Raw genomic sequence first — 16,497 nt, 5'->3', positions numbered from 1 at the left:
GACAGTTGGTGTGGTCCGGACCACGCTGCTCTGCATTGGTCTACACCATTTGTGGCGCCCGGGGTGGCCGGGCTTGAAAGGACGGCACGAGTGAAGCGCTGGATGAAGTTGGCGGCTGGAGCTGTCGCCATCTCCCTCGCGACCGCGGGCTGCGCCGGCTCTGGTGGGTCAGGCAACGCCCCTAGCAACGCCAACAACCCGCAGCAGCTCAGCGGCGAGTTGACTGTCTGGCTGATGACCGGCTCCGCGCCGGAAACCCTCACCAGCGCACTGCACAAGGAGTTCCAGGACGCCAACCCAGGCGTCAAGATCAAGTACGAGATCCAGCAGTGGACCGGTATCCAGCAGAAGCTGACCACCGCGCTGGCCTCGCAGACCCCGCCTGACGTGATCGAGATCGGCAATACCCAGACCCCGCAGTTCGCCGGGGAGGGCGTGCTCGCCGACCTGACCGACTCGGTCAACGACCTTAATGGCTCGCAGTGGCTCAAGGGTCTCAAGGACTCCGCGACGTTCGACGGCAAGGTCTACGGCATGCCGTTCTACGCCGCCAACCGTGAGGTGCTCTACCGCAAGGACATGTTCGCCGAGGCCGGGATCACCACCCCGCCGACCTCGCGCGAGGAACTGCTCGCCGCGATCGACAAGCTGAACGCCAAGTACGGCAGCGATCCCGACTTCCAGGCGATGTACGTGCCCGGCCAGAACTGGTACGCGCTGCTGTCGTTCATCTTCGACGAGGGCGGCGACATCGCCAAGGCCGACGGCAAGAACTTCAAGGGCACGCTGAACAGCCCAGAGGCCAAGGCAGGCCTTGACTTCTACAAGAAGCTGGTCGACGCCTCCAAGACCAAGGCACCGAAGGACAACGACGAGTCCAACCCGCAGCAGGGTGGCATCTACGGCGGCGGCAAGGTCGCGATGTTCATCGGCACCCCGAACGAGGTCGCGACCGCGGCCAAGACCGACCCGGCGATCAAGGACAAGACCGGCGCCTTCGCCATCCCCGGCAAGACCGCTGGCAAGAGCGCTCCGGTGTTCCTCGGTGGCTCGAACCTGGCCATCCCGGTCAACAGCAAGAACACCGCGGCCGCCAAGGCATACCTGAAGCTGTTCTCGTCGCAGAAGTACATGTCCGAGGTCGCCAAGACCGGTTTCGTGCCGGGCACCTCGACTGACATCAGCGCCCTGGACTCCGACCCGTACGCAAGCGTCATGGCCAAGGCCGCGCAGAACGGCCGCGCCGTCCCCTCCAGTCCGAAGTGGGGCGAGGTCGAGGCCGGTCAGAACCCGTTGAAGGACATGATGACCGCGTACATCACCGGCGCCAAGTCCATCGACCAGGCCACGACCGACGCGAACGCCGCGTTGGACAAGCTGCTCGCAGGTTCATGACGTCGACGAAGGACGTAGCTGCGATGCCGGCGGGGACCACCCCGCCGGCATCGCCGCGTGTCCCAACCCTGCGAACACGGCGCCGCAAAGGCTTTGGCGACGCCGTGTTGCCGTATCTGTTGCTGCTGCCAGGTGTCGTGGCCATCGGCGCGTTGCTGATCTGGCCGACCTTGCAGCTCGTGCTGATCAGCTTCCGCAAGCTGGACCTGCGTGAGCTGGTCACCGGCCAGTTGGTCTGGGTGGGTTTCGACAACTACACCGAGGTTCTCGGCGATTCCGAGTTCTGGCAGATCACCGTACGAACACTGGTGTTCATGGGCCTTGTCGTGGCCGCCACTCTGCTCGCCGGGCTTGGCATCGCGCTGCTGATGAAGCAGCTGCACCCGATCGTGCGAGTGATGCTGCAGGTCACGCTGGTCGTCGCATGGGCGACACCGGCCGTCGCGACCACCACGATCTTCCAGTGGATCTTCGACCAGCAGTACGGCATCTTGAACAAGACGCTGGACCTGCTCGGGTTCGAGGGCTTCATCGGCCACTCGTGGTTCGGCAACGGTGCCAGCACGCTGACCGTGATCGGCCTGCTGATCACGTGGCAGGCGGTGCCATTCGTGGCGTTCAGCCTGTACGCGGGCCTGATCGGCGTGCCGAACGAGCAGTACGAGGCCGCTGGGATCGACGGCGCCGGGCCGTTCCAGACGTTCCGCGCGGTGAGCTGGCCCGCGATCCAGCCGGTGCTGACGATCGTCACCTTCCTGTCGGTGATCTGGGACTTCCGGGTCTTCACCCAGGTATGGGCGGTGCGCCAGGGCGGACCGGACGGCGAGAGCACCACACTGCCGGTTTACATGTACCTCAAGGGCATCGCGGGCAGCCACTTCGGCTCGGCAGGCGCGATCGCCATGATCATGCTGCTGGTGCTGGTCGTCCTGCTGGCCCGCTACATCCAGCTGCTGCTGCGTTCCAAGGAGGTGGACCTGAAGTGAGGAAGTCCCTGCCCCAGCGGATCGCACTCAACACAATCGGCGTCATCGGGGCGATCCTGATCGGGTTCCCGACCTACTGGCTGATCACGACCTCGTTCAAGACACCGGGCGAGGTGCTTTCCCCGCGCTACGACCTGATCCCGCTCTCGATCACGTTCGAGAACTTCGCGTCGGCGCTGAGCAAACCGGGTTTCACCACATTCCTGACCAACAGCCTGATCGTCACGCTCGGCGCGGTGCTCACCGCGTTGATCGCGGGTGTGCTCGCCGCGGTTCCATTGGCCAGAATGAAGTTCCGTGGCCGCAAGGGTTTCCTGTTCCTGATCTTGATCGCGCAGCTTGCCCCGATCGAGGCGCTGCTGATCCCGCTGTACCTGCTGATGCGGGACGCGGGGCTGCTCAACCAGCTGCCGTCACTGCTGTTCGTCTACATGGCACTGACGCTGCCGTTCACCTGCTGGATGTTGTACGGCTTCGTCAACGGCATCCCGATCGAGCTGGAAGAAGCCGCGATGATCGACGGCTGCGGCCGGTGGGAGGCGTTCCGCCGGGTCACGCTGCCGCTGCTCGGACCGGGCCTTGTCGCCACGTCGGTGTTCAGCTTCATCACCGCGTGGAACGAGTTTCTTTTCGCCCTTGTGCTCATGCGTGACCAGGACAAGCAGACGATCCCGGTGTGGCTGTCGACGTTCCGTACGGCGTTCGCCGTGGACTGGGGCGGCATCATGGCCGCGTCGGTGCTCTACGCGGTGCCCGCGCTGATCTTCTTCCTGATCGTGCAACGCAAGCTGGTGTCCGGACTGACCGCTGGCGCGGTGAAGGGATAACGCGTGTCCACACTGGAAAAACTGGCCGAATCTGTTCTGCTGCCCGCGTTCGGCGGTACGACCGCGCCGGACTGGATCCTCCGCAGACTCGGCGAGGGCCTCGGCGGTGTGACTCTGTTCGGCCGCAACGTGGTCGACGACGAGCAGGTCCGCGCACTGACCGCACAGCTGCGGGCGGAACGCGAGGACGTGGTCATCGCGATCGACGAGGAAGGCGGTGACGTCACCCGGCTCGACGTCAACACCGGCTCCTTCGTTCCGGGCCCGCTCGCGCTGGGTGCGGCTGGGGACCCGGCATTGACGACGTCGGTCGCGGCCGCGCTCGGCGAACGGCTCGCGGCAACAGGCGTCACGCTGAACCTGGCGCCGTGCGCGGATCTCACGCTCGTACCGGACGACCCGATCATCGGTGTGCGTGCGTTCGGCTCGTCGCCCAATGAGGTCGCCGAACACGTGGCGGCCTATGTGACGGGCATGCAGAAGTTCGGCGTGGCCACGTGTGTCAAGCACTTCCCCGGGCATGGCGCGGCCGGCGAGGACTCGCACAAGAGTCTTCCGGTGCTGCGGCGAACCGAGGAGGAGCTGCGGACCATCGAGCTGGTGCCGTTCGCCGCTGCGATCAAGGCTGGCACCCGCGCGATCATGTCCGGCCACCTGGTCGTGCCCCCATGGGGTGACAAGCCAGCGACCCTGAACTCCAAGGCGCTGGTGGACATCCTGCGTGGCGAGCTCGGTTTCACGGGCGCGATCGTCACCGACGCGCTGGACATGGCCGGTGTGGTCGGCAGTTTCGGCAACAACGCGGGAATCCCGGCCGCTTCGGTCGGTGCGTTGATCGCCGGAGCCGACCTGCTGTGCATCGGCGGGCAGGAGTTCGACGCGGCACTGATGGACGCGATCACCGCGGCTGTCGTCGCGGCGGTCCGTGACGGCTCACTGCCGGAGTCGCGGCTGGCCGAGGCGTCGGCGCGGGCGTTCGAGATGCGTAAACCACCGGTTGCCACCGAGATCAAGCCGGTGGATCTGACGTTGGGGCTGCGTGCGGCCCGGCAAGCCATCCGTGTCAACGGGGAACCCCGGCTGACCGGCCCTGCGCTCGTGGTCGACGTCGAATCGACGCCGACCATCGCCGCAGGCCCGATGCCTTGGGGCGTAGGCCAATACCTCGTCGACCGGGTGCCGGGCAGCAAGTCCCTGCGTAACGCCACGGCCGAGGAAATCCTTGCCGCGGCGAAGGAATTCGACCAGGTCGTGATCGTGACAAGGGAAGCGCACCGGCACGCACACGTCCGTGCGTTGCTGGAATCGTTGGGCGACCTGGACTTCATCCACGTCGAAACCGGCACCCCTGGTGTCGAGGTGGGTTCCCGGCCGCGGATCGACACCTTCAGCGGCTCGAAGGTGAGCATGATCGCCGCAGCCGAATACCTCGCCGGCTGAAACCCCCTCGTGAGTGTTTTCGCCGGTCTGGTGTTTTAACGTTGTGAGGGCATGGTGGGCAGGGCCGTCGCGGAGCGGCGGCCCTGCTTTCGTTGCTGGGTTTAGGTTTTTGTCACTGGACGGACGATGCGATGCCGCGTCGCGGGGATGGATGTACGCCCTGTCGGGCGGCCCGGACCGGGCCGTGAAGGTTTTCGCGGTTTCGCCGGAGATCCCAGGCGCGGATGAAGCCCACGAAACCCGCGTTTGACCCGTAGCGGGCTGAGCGGTCCCCGGCGTCGTTCCCAGGACAGTCGCTGATCGGCGATGAGCCCACGCGCCAGGACCAGGTGAACATAAGCCACAGCCACCAGCCAACTCCACCGCTCGGCTTGCTCGGGGCCACGCACTCGAGGGCGGGTCCAAGCCAGGTATTGCTTGAGGAACCGGAAGAGGTGCTCGATGCCGTAACGGCGCAGATACGCCCGCCACACCCGGTCAAGATCGAACGAGCCCTCAGGCCCGGTCCAGAACAACCACATCGGCGGGTACGCCGGGTCGGCCGAACACACCCAGACCACACTGCCCCGGGTCACCGGGCGGGAGTACCCGGGCCGGTAGCCAGGTTCCCGCAGTGCCGCCGATTCCGAGGCACGCGGGTGCATCCCATGCCACACCGACACACTCACCGCGGCCCGCCCAGGCTCGGCGGGCACCGCGAGGTATTCGTCCGGGTCACGCCAGCTACGGCGATCGGACAGTTTCATCTTTGGCCCGTGCACTCGCGGCCGCCCGATCGTGCCTGGTTCCCGCGGCGGCGGATCGGCCATCACCACCGCGTCCTTACGCAACCGGACCACGATCTGCACCCGCTCGCCGGTCAACCGGCCACCCAGATACACCGGGCTGTAGTCCCCGTCAGCACACACAATCGGAACCAGACCACCACCATCATCACCACCGTCCGGGTCCCGGTCGGCAGCCACCTGCTTCAGCAACGCCTCGATCTGCCCGACAGCAACCACATTGTGGTTCTCACCCACCGCGATACGCGCCACCGCCACCGGCGACGCCCACGACGAACCGCTCGTCCCGGTCGCGGCCAGCCACTGAAACCACCAGCCCGGAGTCACCACCCCGCTGCCACCGCCAACATCCTTGCCCGCGTCGTAGTTCAACGTCCGGTCCGGGCTGGTCGGCGCATCCGGACGCGGCCACTGCGAACAATCCAACGCGAACACCAGCCCCGAGGACCGATCCACCACACCCGCCAACACACCCGCCAACACCGCGGCGTCGATCCGGCCCCGATCCAACGCGGCATACACACTGCCATGCCCACGCCGCAACACCGGCTCCAAGCTTAGATACGGCAACGACTCCAACCGGCCCGGATGACACAACAACGCGTCCACCATCTCGAACAACACATCCGGCCACCTCGTGAACGACTCATACACCGCCCGGCGGAACCGCCGCAGCCGCCGGAGTTGGCCTACAAGGGATCCATCAGGCACACTGCCAGACACGGCCACCGCTTTCGTGATCAAAGTTCTGTGGAAGGAACCAAGATCATCGAGCGGTGGCCGCCTCCATGTCAAAGATCAACCACCCGGAACGTTAAAACACCAGACCGGCGAAAACACTCACGAGGGTGACCAGGCAGTTTGCTGGGCCCAGGATTCGGCGCGGGGCAGGGCTTTGTCGAACCATGCGTCCTTGACGTTCTCCGGCGCGCTGCCGGACGTGTACTGCTTCGCTATCCCCTGCTTGAATTCGAGGTAACTCGCACGCTCCTGTTCGGACGCGCGCAACCAGTCCCGGAACAACAAGGCATGCCGCCAGTCCGTGCTGCCTTCCAGGCGCAACTGGATGTTGGCCAGCCGCCCGGGATCCGCCGAGTGGTGCCGCCGGTCGCCAGGGAATCCCGCTTCGGCCAGCGGTTCGGCGAAAGCATCGCCCTGCTCCAAAGAGGACACAGTGACCTGCAGGTCGATGATGTCCTTGGCAGGCAAGCCAGGCACCGCGGTCGAGCCGACGTGGTCGACCCGCAGACCGCCGGTGATGAGCTTGATCCGGGCCGCCAACCTCGCCGCCTGCAAGGGCCATTCCGGGTTGTAGTCGTACAGGCGGGCGTTTCCGTAGTCGACCGAGCGATGCAGCCGGACGTTGGCTTCGAAGGGAACCAGGCGATCCGCCCACAAAGCGTCGGCCTGCGCGAGCACCCGGTCAGGCGTTCCGGAGTTGTCCAGCCAGACATCAGCGACCGCACGACGCTGCTCAGTGGTTGCCTGCGCGGCGATGCGGGCGCGGGCGTCGGCTTCGGGCATGCCGCGTGTTTCAGTGAGCCGCCGGACGCGCTCCTCGATGTCGGCGTCGACAACGACCACGAGGTGGTACATCGGCGCGTAGTTCTTCTCGACCAGCAACGGCACATCGTGGATGACCACGGCATCGTCCGCGGCTTCGGCGAGCATCTCGGCGGTTCGCTGACCTACCAAGGGATGCACGATCCCGTTCAGCCGTTCCCGCTGCTCAGCGGAGTTGAACACGACCGCAGCGAGCTTCGGGCGGTCGAGCGAGCCGTCCTCGGCCAGTACTTCCTCACCAAACGCCTCGGCGATGGCCTTGAGACCGGGCGTGCCCGGCTCGACGACCTCGCGTGCCAGCTTGTCCGCGTCGATCAGGACCGCGCCGTGTTCGGCCAGCCGGCCGGCCACCGTCGACTTGCCCGATCCGATCCCGCCCGTGAGCCCCACTCGCAGCATGGTCTTGATCGTAGGTAGGCCTAGGCCCACCTGCGCAGTGGGCCTGCGAGCAATGTGGATTGTCGTACCCTGCGGGCAGACTGGGAGGCGTGTTCAGCACCATCGCCATCGCACCGGTCAGGGGACTGGTCCTGGCCGGGCTGTCGATACTCGGCCTTGTCGCCGTGCTGGCGCATGCGCTCGTCCTGCTGCTGACCATCTCAGTCGGCCTGGCCATGCTGATGCCATGGGCCATTGGCCTCGGCCGCCGGGTGACGGGGGCAAGGCGCAAGCTCGCCGCGCGCTGGGACGGCGTGTACATCCCGTGGCCCTACTCGCCCGCGCCCGAGCCACCAGAGCCGGACGAAGAAGGCCTGTACCTGTACGAGGAGCACCTGTACAACTCGCCGCGAACACCCATGCTGTACCGGAAAGTCGACTGGATGCTCGACGACCGGGCGACGTGGCGTGACCTGGCCTGGCTGCTGCTCAACGCGAGCATCGGCAACGTGCTCGCGCTGGCACCAGCCGCCTTGATCATTTACGGTGCTCTGACACTGCCGTGGGGCGGTTTGTTGATCATGCTCGGTTTCCTGCTCGGGCCGATGTTCCTGCGGCTGCACACGGCGGGCAGCCGGGTACTACTCGGCCTGCCGCTTCGGACTGGGCCGCGCGCGATGAGCAAGCGCTTCACGAAGTGGGGCTACAGTTTCGGGCTCTTCGCCTTGTCGCTGAACAGTGTGTTCATGCTGATCGTGTTTCCGCGCGCGTGGAAGGTGGCAAATACGCGTCGCAAGCTCGCGAGCGAGTGGTCAGGGGTTCCGGTCGCGCAGTCAACCGCTACCCGCACGACCTGGCGTGATCTGCGGTTCTTCGCGCTCGACCCGATTGTCGGCGTGCTCACCACGGTCGTGCCGTTCGTGCTGTTGCTCTACGCCGGGTGGGGATTGGCGGTGCCACAGACCTGGCGCTGGTTCGTACCGCCAACCGAACCCGACTGGGCCTTCGGCTGGTACGGCCAATTCGCTGGCTCGGACTGGCTCGCGATTCCCGCCGCCGTCGGCCTGTCGGCGGTGGCGCTGTGGATCACGCCGCCGTTGATCCGTCTCAACGGACAGTGGGTGCGCACGATGCTGGCGCCCGCCGATGACCTGACACAGCGTGTGCTTGAGCTGGCCAAGACTCGAGCCGATGCGACCGACGCTGCAGCGGCCGAGCTCAGACGTATCGAACAGGACCTGCATGACGGCGCCCAGGCTCGCCTCGTGGCTATGGGGCTTGGTTTGGGCGCGCTTGAGCACCTGATCGACCAAGATCCGGACCGTGCCAAACAGGTGCTGTCGAAAGTGCGATCCAACTCGGCGCAGGCATTGGCCGAACTGCGTGACCTCGTGCGGGGAATCCACCCGCCGGTCCTTGCCGACCGTGGGCTCGGCGACGCGGTCCGAGCCCTGGCCTTGGACACGCCATTACCCGTCAAAGTCCAGGTGGACTTACCCCGTCGCCTCGACCCGCCAATCGAGACGGCCGCGTACTTCGCGATCAGCGAAGCGCTGACCAACGTCAGCAAGCACGCCGAGGCAGCCTCGGTGGGAGTGGATGTCCGCCTTGTCGAGGACACGCTCGAACTGACCGTGCGGGATGACGGACGCGGTGGCGCCGACGTGTCACGCGGGACGGGTCTACGTGGCGTCGCGCGACGGCTGAGCGCCTTTGACGGCGTGATGACCGTGCACAGCCCGGTTGGCGGGCCGACGACGATCAGGATGACGTTGCGGGTCAGCGCGGGCTGAGCGCGCGATCCGCAATCTTGGCCAGGACCGTCGGCGCCTGTGCTGCAGGCACCGTGTCGATCGCGGCGATCACGACGACCGTCGTGGCCTGGTGGGTGGCGACGAGGGTGGAAGAGTTCTTGCCGACCAGCAGCGTGCCTTTGTCGACGCCGACCGTGACGTCGCTGGATTTGGCGCCTGCGGCCTTTTCGTCGGCAATGGTCTTCCCGACCCGTTCGGTCGCCGTTCTGGCGTCGGTGTAGCTCGCCAGCCCGACGCGTACCGGGGCGTTGGCGACCTGTTCACTGTCGCCAAGGCCGTAGTAGCAGTCGATGCGGTCGGTGCGGCCGATGGTCGTATCGGCGGCACCGTCGACCGGCTTGGCCTGCCCCGGCAACGACTTGCCGACTGCCTCAGAGATCTCTTCTGCCGAGCCGATCGCCCCGCACCCGGTCGGCAACGCGCCAACAATCCGCGCGGGCGCGGACGTGCCAGCACTCGCCGACGGGGTGAAGGTAGGAATGGGGACTACGAGGGGTGTGCGTTTCTCGGATGCGCAGCCCGCCAAACCGGCGATCAGCACCACGGCGGACGCGCTGCGTGTCCATGCCTTAGCACTCACAAGGTGTAGACCGTAGTCCCCCTGATGGGTGAACGACACGCGATCCCCCAAAAAGTCACAAACGCACAACGCGAACTACCCCCGCGTACCCCGGACGCGAGGCGATGATCAGCGGTTTCTTGATCATCGACGGCCAGATGATTGCATCGAAAACTTTCGCCACCCCTCGCGAGTCGCCCACCCCCAAGGCCACGAACACGAACCTTTCGGCCGCCCGAACTACTCCGATCGCCCCAACACCTCTACCAACATCCGCAGGACACCCAACCCATCACTGAACCTCAATCAACCCAACCAGTCCCCCACCCGACCCCCGCGCGTGTCCACCGTTCCAGCACACCGTGTCCACCGTTCCTTGCGACCGTGTCCACCGTTCCTGAAGGCCGTGTCCACCGTTCCTGAAGGCCGTGTCCACCATTGCGGCACACCGTGTTGACCATTGCTTGCGGGTTTGATTGCGCTCGGACACTTTCGCCTCAGGGCACTCTCATTGAACGCCCTCCGCAAATACTGCTGGGCAACACAGAAGCCCCACACCGAAGTGCGGGGCTTCTGAAGTAACTAGCTAGCGAGCCTGATCAGATCAGACGCCGCCGGACAGCTTCTCGCGCAGCGCTGCGAGCTGCTCGTCGCTGGCAAGCGTGCCGCCACTCTTGGCCTGGGTCTCCGACCCGGCGGAGGAGTAGCTCTGGTCGCCACTGGCGGCCTCGGCACCTTCGCCCGCGGCTGCGGCAGCGTCGGCCTCGGCGGCCTTGCGGATCTGCGACATGTGCTGCTCGTAGCGGGTGTGCGCCTCGGCGTACTGGCGCTCCCACTCCTCACGCTGCTTGTCGAAGCCTTCCTGCCATTCCTGGGTGTCCGGGTCGAAGCCCTCGGGGTAGATGTAGTTACCCTCGTTGTCGTACTCAGCGGCCATGCCGTACTGAGTCGGGTCGAACTCGGTGTCCGGCGTGAAGCCTTCGTTCGCCTGCTTGAGCGACAGCGAGATCCGGCGACGCTCGAGGTCGATGTCGATGACCTTGACCATCACGTCGTTGCCGACCTGGACGACCTGCTCCGGGATCTCGACGTGGCGCTCGGCCAGCTCGGAGATGTGGACCAGGCCCTCGATGCCCTCGTCCACGCGGACGAACGCACCGAACGGAACCAGCTTGGTGACCTTGCCCGGCACGATCTGGCCGATCGCGTGGGTACGGGCGAACTGGCGCCACGGGTCTTCCTGGGTCGCCTTGAGCGACAGGGACACGCGCTCGCGGTCCATGTCGACGTCCAGGACCTCGACCGTGACCTCCTGGCCGACCTCGACGACCTCGGACGGGTGGTCGATGTGCTTCCAGGACAGCTCCGAGACGTGCACGAGGCCGTCGACGCCGCCGAGGTCCACGAACGCACCGAAGTTGACGATCGAGGACACGACGCCCTTGCGGACCTGGCCCTTCTGCAGCTGGTTGAGGAACTCGCTGCGGACCTCGGACTGGGTCTGCTCCAGCCACGCACGGCGGGAAAGGACCACGTTGTTGCGGTTCTTGTCCAGCTCGATGATCTTGGCCTCGAGCTCGCGGCCGACGTACGGCTGCAGGTCGCGGACCCGGCGCATCTCGACCAAGGACGCCGGCAGGAAGCCCCGCAGGCCGATGTCCAGGATCAGACCACCCTTGACCACCTCGATGACGGTGCCGCGGACCGGCTCGTCGGCCTCCTTGAGACCCTCGATCGTGCCCCACGCCCGCTCGTACTGAGCGCGCTTCTTGGACAGGATCAGGCGACCTTCCTTGTCCTCCTTCTGGAGAACAAGCGCCTCGACCTCATCGCCGACCTTGACGACCTCATTGGGGTCGACGTCGTGCTTGATCGAGAGCTCACGCGAGGGGATGACACCCTCGGTCTTGTAGCCGATGTCGAGAAGAACCTCGTCACGGTCGACCTTGACGATGACGCCTTCGACGATATCGCCGTCGTTGAAGTACTTGATCGTCGCGTCGATCGCGGCGAGGAAGTCCTCCGCCGTCCCGACGTCGTTGATTGCGACCTGCTGCTTGGGCGCGTTGGAAGCCGGGACAATGGTGGTGTCGGTGGACATTAGGTGGGTTGCTCCGGTACGGATTGGGAGTAGTTGGGTTGTCTTGAGTTCTGGCGCACGGTGTGACGACGAGCGCCCTGAGCTGTGTGTGATCATGCACAGGGTTCAACACCGATACGCGCAACCCGATTCCCAGATTCCTCACCTGAACCGCAGGCAGCGCGAAATTCACCGCGCGGGCGGTATCGTACGCGCCCGCGCGATCGTCGGGCAAACCGGATGCCCATAAGGAGCAGGCGTGGACAGCAACGACACCCGGTACGCCGGCGCTCAAACTACCCTCGGCACGGTCGGTCCCGCTCGCCGAAGCGCTGGCGCGGCCGAGTCGATCAGCGCGAACATCGCGTGGTGGGACGCTGACGCGGACGACTACATCGCCGAGCACGGCGACTTCCTCGGCGACGTCAATTTCCTCTGGTGCCCCGAGGGCCTGCGGGAACGCGACATAGAACTGCTCGGCGACGTCAAGGGCAAGGACATCGTCGAGGTCGGCTGCGGCTCCGCGCCGTGCGCGCGGTGGCTGACGAGCCAGGGTGCCCGGGTGGCCGCGCTCGATCTGTCTGCCGGGATGCTGCGGCACGCGAAGCACGCCAACGATGTGACCGGGATCACTCCCATGTTGATCAGGGCGAACGCCGAACGGCTGCCTTTCGCCACCGAAAGCTTCGACATCGCATGCTCGGCTTTCGGTGCGGTGCCCTTCGTCGCTGACGTGCGGCCGGTGTTCCAGGAGGTCGCCAGGGTGCTGCGGCCGGGCGGCAAGTGGGTCTTCGCCGTGACTCACCCGATCAGGTGGATCTTCCCCGACGATCCCGGGCCGAACGGCCTGCGGGTGATCAACTCGTACTTCGACCGCACCCCGTACGTCGAGGTCGACGGCAACGGCCGCGCGACCTACGTCGAACACCACCGGACGCTCGGCGACTACGTGCGCGCGCTGACCGGATCTGGTTTCGTCATCGAGGACATGATCGAACCGGAGTGGCCGGAGGAGCAGACCCGCGAGTGGGGCCAGTGGAGCCCGCTGCGTGGCGAGCTGTTCCCTGGCACAGCGATCTTCTGCTGCCGGAGGGCTACGTGAGGTTCACCGACGGAGCGCTGGACACGCAGAGCGCGTGGTACGCCCGTCTGGATCCGATGCTGCCGCCCGCGGTCCACCCGCCCGACGGCAACGTGATCACCGCTGCTTTACCGGACGGCACTCGAGTGGCTGGCGTTCTCGTACCGACGAGGCTGGCTCCGAACGCGATGCCCACCCTGTGGTCCGCGCTGGAGGTGTGGGAGTTACACCCGATGCTCGGTGAGCACGGGATGCCCCAGTTGCTGGACCAGTGGCGCAGGACGATGGCCCGCCAGCCAACCGGCCCCGACTCGTCCTGCCTGATCACCTGGCCGAGCCGGGACGTCGGCGCGGCACGGGTGTTCCTTGACCACGGCCTGATCCCACTGTCCACATTAGCCATCCGGACCGGCGCGCCGATCCTGCCGTCGCCAGGCGCGCTGAAGGTGCGCCGCGCGACGTTACGAGACATCGACACGATCCTGCCGCTCGCAATGGCCGAGCTTGAGTACTCGGCGATGGTCGGCAGCACTGTCTTACGTCCTGGCGCGGCGCAGGTGAAGCGAGCCGCGCTGAGCAGGCACATCGACCAGAACGACCCCATCTGGATCGGTGAGCGCGACGGGATCGCGGTCGCGCTCGCCGAGTGCTGGTACAACGAGTCGACCACCGGATCTTGGAGCGAGACCCGTGTTCGGCACGGCCTTTGGGGCTATATCAACTCCTTCTCAGTTGCTCCGTCGTTCCGTGGTGCTGGCGTCGGCAGGGAGATGGCCTCCGTCGTGCATCGCGAGCTCGCCGCGGCTGGCACGATCGGCACCTTCCTCTACTTCAACCCGCCGAACCCGTTGTCGACGGTGTTCTGGGCACGCCAGGGCTACCGTCCACTATGGACAATCTGGGAAGTCAGACCAGCGTCTGCCCTTCGGTGACGTACCCCCCCACCTAAAGTCATAGACAACCCTGGACCGTAGTCCGATGCGCGAACCGCAGCCGCCAAGAAAAATGGCAGCATGCGAATCTTCCTCCTGATCACAACGCTTCTCCTAGCCCTGGCGGTGCCCGCCACCGCTGTGGAACGCATAGGACTGCTCAAGCCTGACGGGACATTTCCTGTCGGGCAACGAACTCTGCACCTGACCGACACCAGCCGAGCCGATCACTGGATGCCCGATCAACGCCGAGAACTCATGGTTTCCTTGTGGTATCCCGCTTTCCCGTTAGGCACGCCCGCTCAATACATGACCGCCGCCGAGTCGGCCGCCACCGTGAAAGGTCTCAAACTTGACCTCCCGGATGATGCTTTGCAGCGGCTCAAGGTGCACTCGCGCCAGGCTGCTCCGGCATTACCCTCTGGCCGCGGTTGGCCGCTCGTCGTGCTCTCCCCTGGTATGGGCAACACCCGTGCCACGTTGACGACTCTGGCCGAACAGTTGGCGTCGAAGGGATTCGTGGTCGCAGGGATCGACCATGCCTATGAGGCGTACAACGTCGAGTTCCCTGGTGGCCGGTTGCTGCAGTGTCAGGCTTGCCAGAGCGCCGGCAAGCCGTACCAGGCGGCAATGGACAACCGTGCGCAAGACGTCAAATTCGTGCTCGACGAGGTGCTCAAGCGGCACTCACCGCGCGTGGACGCGTCCCGGATCGGAATGGCTGGGCACTCCATGGGCGGCGGCGCGACCGTGCACGCGTTAGCCACGGACGCACGGATCAAGGCGGGCGTGAACATGGACGGGCCGTTCTATCCAGTCGTCGACATCCCCAAGCCGCTGGCGCTGTTCACCAGTCCGGTCGGTGAGGAGGAGTTCGGCACCGAGTGGGATGCCGCATGGCCACAGCTGACGGGCTGGAAGGAACGCAGGTACCTGGCGGAAAGCGGGCACTCGTCGTCGAACGACAACGGTTACCTGGCGATCGCGTTGGGCCAGAAGGACAAAATCCCGGCCAACACGTGGTCGCGCCTGTACGGCACCGGAGACACCGTCGAATGGGTTCGATTCTTCCGCACCTATCTCACCGAGTTCTTTCAGTCGAGGCTCTGAACGAGTCCGGCCTCGTAGGCGAGGATCGCGGCCTGAACGCGGTTGCGTACGCCGAGCCTGCCAAGGATCGCGGTCACGTGCGCCTTGACGGTCCCCTCGACGATGAAGAGTGTGGCGGCGATGTCCGCGTTGGACAGCCCAGAACCCACTAGTGCCAGTACTTCAGTTTCCTTGGGAGTGAGAGTGGTGACTTTGGCGCGAGCACCGACGCTCTTGCGGGGCAGTTGGTCGATGACCCGTTTGGCGACCTTCGGGGAGAGAAACGCGGCGCCGTCCGCGACCGCCTTGATCCCGGCGATGAGCTCGTCCGGATCACCTGTTTTGAGGAGGAAACCGTTGGCTCCCACGGCAAGAGCCCGCTCGATGTACTCGTCCTCGCCGAACGTGGTCAGCATGACCACACCGGTCTGCGGCCGAAGACGCCAGATCTCCTCGGCCGCGGCGAGACCGTCGAGCACCGGCATCTGGATGTCGAGCACAGCGATGTCCGGGCGAGTGCTGAGAACGTGATCCACGGCTTGGCGACCGTCATCGGCCTGTGCGACGACCTCGATGCCCGCGTCGCTGCTCAGGATGGCCGCGATGCCTGCCCGGATCATCGTCTCGTCATCGGCGAGGACAACTCGGATCACGATTCCCCCTTGAATATCGCTGTCACCGCGAAACCACCGTGCCGTGGCCCGGCTTCGAAGTGACCGCCGAACTGTTCGACCCGTTTTCGCAAACTCGCGAGACCACTACCGCCGGAGGCGAGTCCGGCGGGTTCGGTGGGCTGTTCATTGAAAACTGAAACATGATTCGGAGTGACCGCCACAACGATCGCCGCTCCGGGTGCGTGCTTGGCCGCGTTGGTCAGCGCCTCCTGCACCACCCGGTACGCGATCGGCTCGACCTCCACTGGTACAGAGTCCACAGTGGACTTGATGGCCAGTCCGGAGGCCGCGCTGCGCGCGACAAGATCAGTGATGCTCTCCGGTTCGCGCAGGACTTCGATGATCTCGCGAAGCCTGTCGGTCTCAGCCGCAGCACTTTCCCGCAGCTCAGCAACGGCTTGACGCTGCAGTTCATCGAGCCCACCCGACACCTGCAAAACCCCCGCCCGCACGGCAATGAGGGCAAGCTCGTGGCCAAGCGAGTCATGCATGTCGGCGGCGATCCGCGCACGTTCCTTCAACCGCGCTTGTACGGCGTTCTCCTGCGCGCGACGCAGGACGTACTGGCGTCGCGTGAGGTACACGGTGCCCGCCATCACGGCCAACGGCCAGATCGGCACCCGGCCGCCATAGTCGAACAGCATCGCGACACCGGACGCCACCGCCACGCTCACCGCGACCAGCGGAAAACGCCTGGTGGCCGTCACCACGAGGGCGATGGCCACCAGGCCTCCGATCAATTCCCATGGAGTGCGGCTGCGCGAGCTTTCGAACACGAGCAGCGCGGTGACACAGGCCCAGACGGCCACCTCGACAACAACCCCCGCTCGCATGCCTTCGAAACTACAAGCTCAGGCATGTCAGCCGTCCTGTCGGGTTCGCACGACGGCATCT

14 protein-coding genes are annotated in these 16,497 nt (G+C 65.6%); 8 read left to right on the top strand and 6 right to left on the bottom strand.

Annotated elements, in window-relative coordinates; translation table 11 throughout:
* Window positions 1-90: 90 nt before the first annotated feature.
* From LWC34_RS02490 to LWC34_RS02475, 4 genes are read left to right on the top strand one after another with little or no spacing between them, the layout of a single operon-like run.
* Window positions 91-1,395: a sugar ABC transporter substrate-binding protein gene (locus tag LWC34_RS02490; RefSeq protein WP_233722773.1), complete on the top strand. Its 1,305-nt coding sequence runs from the start codon at window positions 91-93 to the stop codon at window positions 1,393-1,395.
* The gene (locus LWC34_RS02485; RefSeq protein ID WP_233722772.1) at window positions 1,392-2,381 is read left to right on the top strand and encodes a carbohydrate ABC transporter permease; all 990 of its coding nucleotides are present in this window, start codon (window positions 1,392-1,394) and stop codon (window positions 2,379-2,381) included. The genes LWC34_RS02490 and LWC34_RS02485 overlap by 4 nt, the downstream gene beginning before the upstream one ends.
* Window positions 2,378-3,208 (top strand): carbohydrate ABC transporter permease, encoded by an 831-nt coding sequence (locus LWC34_RS02480; protein ID WP_233722771.1) that lies wholly within the window; start codon window positions 2,378-2,380, stop codon window positions 3,206-3,208. The genes LWC34_RS02485 and LWC34_RS02480 overlap by 4 nt, the downstream gene beginning before the upstream one ends.
* Before the next feature lie 3 nt (window positions 3,209-3,211).
* Window positions 3,212-4,648 carry a glycoside hydrolase family 3 protein gene (locus LWC34_RS02475; RefSeq protein ID WP_233722770.1) on the top strand — a complete coding sequence of 479 codons (1,437 nt, stop codon included), beginning with the start codon at window positions 3,212-3,214 and terminating at the stop codon, window positions 4,646-4,648.
* A 101-nt stretch (window positions 4,649-4,749) separates the two neighbouring features.
* Here the strand turns inward: LWC34_RS02475 and LWC34_RS02470 are convergent, their stop codons facing one another.
* A complete protein-coding gene (locus LWC34_RS02470) occupies window positions 4,750-6,087 on the bottom strand; it encodes a transposase (protein ID WP_372496514.1) in 1,338 nt (445 codons plus the stop codon).
* Between the two features lie 186 nt (window positions 6,088-6,273).
* Complete coding sequence (gene coaE, locus LWC34_RS02465) at window positions 6,274-7,395, bottom strand: dephospho-CoA kinase (protein ID WP_233722768.1); 1,122 nt, start codon at window positions 7,393-7,395, stop codon at window positions 6,274-6,276.
* Window positions 7,396-7,484: 89 nt separating this feature from the next.
* On the opposite strand from coaE, the gene LWC34_RS02460 reads away from it, so the two are divergent.
* Complete coding sequence (locus LWC34_RS02460) at window positions 7,485-9,167, top strand: sensor histidine kinase (protein WP_233722767.1); 1,683 nt, start codon at window positions 7,485-7,487, stop codon at window positions 9,165-9,167.
* Here LWC34_RS02460 and LWC34_RS02455 read toward each other — a convergent pair.
* Window positions 9,154-9,768, bottom strand: coding sequence for a hypothetical protein (locus LWC34_RS02455; protein WP_233722766.1), 615 nt, complete (start codon window positions 9,766-9,768; stop codon window positions 9,154-9,156). The two genes, LWC34_RS02460 and LWC34_RS02455, sit on opposite strands and share 14 nt — an antisense overlap.
* 583 nt (window positions 9,769-10,351) lie before the next feature.
* Complete coding sequence (gene rpsA, locus LWC34_RS02450; RefSeq protein ID WP_233722765.1) at window positions 10,352-11,848, bottom strand: 30S ribosomal protein S1; 1,497 nt, start codon at window positions 11,846-11,848, stop codon at window positions 10,352-10,354.
* Between the two features lie 238 nt (window positions 11,849-12,086).
* On the opposite strand from rpsA, the gene LWC34_RS02445 reads away from it, so the two are divergent.
* The 3 genes from LWC34_RS02445 to LWC34_RS02435 all read left to right on the top strand — a co-directional run bounded on the left by LWC34_RS02445 (window position 12,087) and on the right by LWC34_RS02435 (window position 14,950).
* The gene (locus LWC34_RS02445; protein ID WP_233722764.1) at window positions 12,087-12,929 is read left to right on the top strand and encodes a class I SAM-dependent methyltransferase; all 843 of its coding nucleotides are present in this window, start codon (window positions 12,087-12,089) and stop codon (window positions 12,927-12,929) included.
* On the top strand, window positions 12,926-13,840 hold the full coding sequence (locus LWC34_RS02440) for a GNAT family N-acetyltransferase (RefSeq protein ID WP_233722763.1): 915 nt from the start codon (window positions 12,926-12,928) through the stop codon (window positions 13,838-13,840). Before LWC34_RS02445 ends, LWC34_RS02440 begins: the two co-directional genes overlap by 4 nt.
* An 81-nt stretch (window positions 13,841-13,921) precedes the next feature.
* A complete protein-coding gene (locus LWC34_RS02435) occupies window positions 13,922-14,950 on the top strand; it encodes an alpha/beta hydrolase family protein (RefSeq protein ID WP_233722762.1) in 1,029 nt (342 codons plus the stop codon).
* On the opposite strand, the gene LWC34_RS02430 is transcribed toward LWC34_RS02435, so the two are convergent.
* Window positions 14,935-15,582 (bottom strand): response regulator transcription factor, encoded by a 648-nt coding sequence (locus LWC34_RS02430; protein ID WP_233722761.1) that lies wholly within the window; start codon window positions 15,580-15,582, stop codon window positions 14,935-14,937. The two genes, LWC34_RS02435 and LWC34_RS02430, sit on opposite strands and share 16 nt — an antisense overlap.
* On the bottom strand, window positions 15,579-16,436 hold the full coding sequence (locus LWC34_RS02425; RefSeq protein WP_233722760.1) for a sensor histidine kinase: 858 nt from the start codon (window positions 16,434-16,436) through the stop codon (window positions 15,579-15,581). The genes LWC34_RS02430 and LWC34_RS02425 overlap by 4 nt, the downstream gene beginning before the upstream one ends.
* Between the last annotated feature and the right edge of the window lie 61 nt (window positions 16,437-16,497).

Origin of the sequence: Kibdelosporangium philippinense, from assembly GCF_021390435.2 — a bacterium.
Taxonomy (GTDB): domain Bacteria; phylum Actinomycetota; class Actinomycetes; order Mycobacteriales; family Pseudonocardiaceae; genus Kibdelosporangium; species Kibdelosporangium philippinense.
The sequence above is the reverse complement of the archived record's forward strand: the minus strand, read 5'-3'. Positions and strand labels throughout refer to the sequence as shown.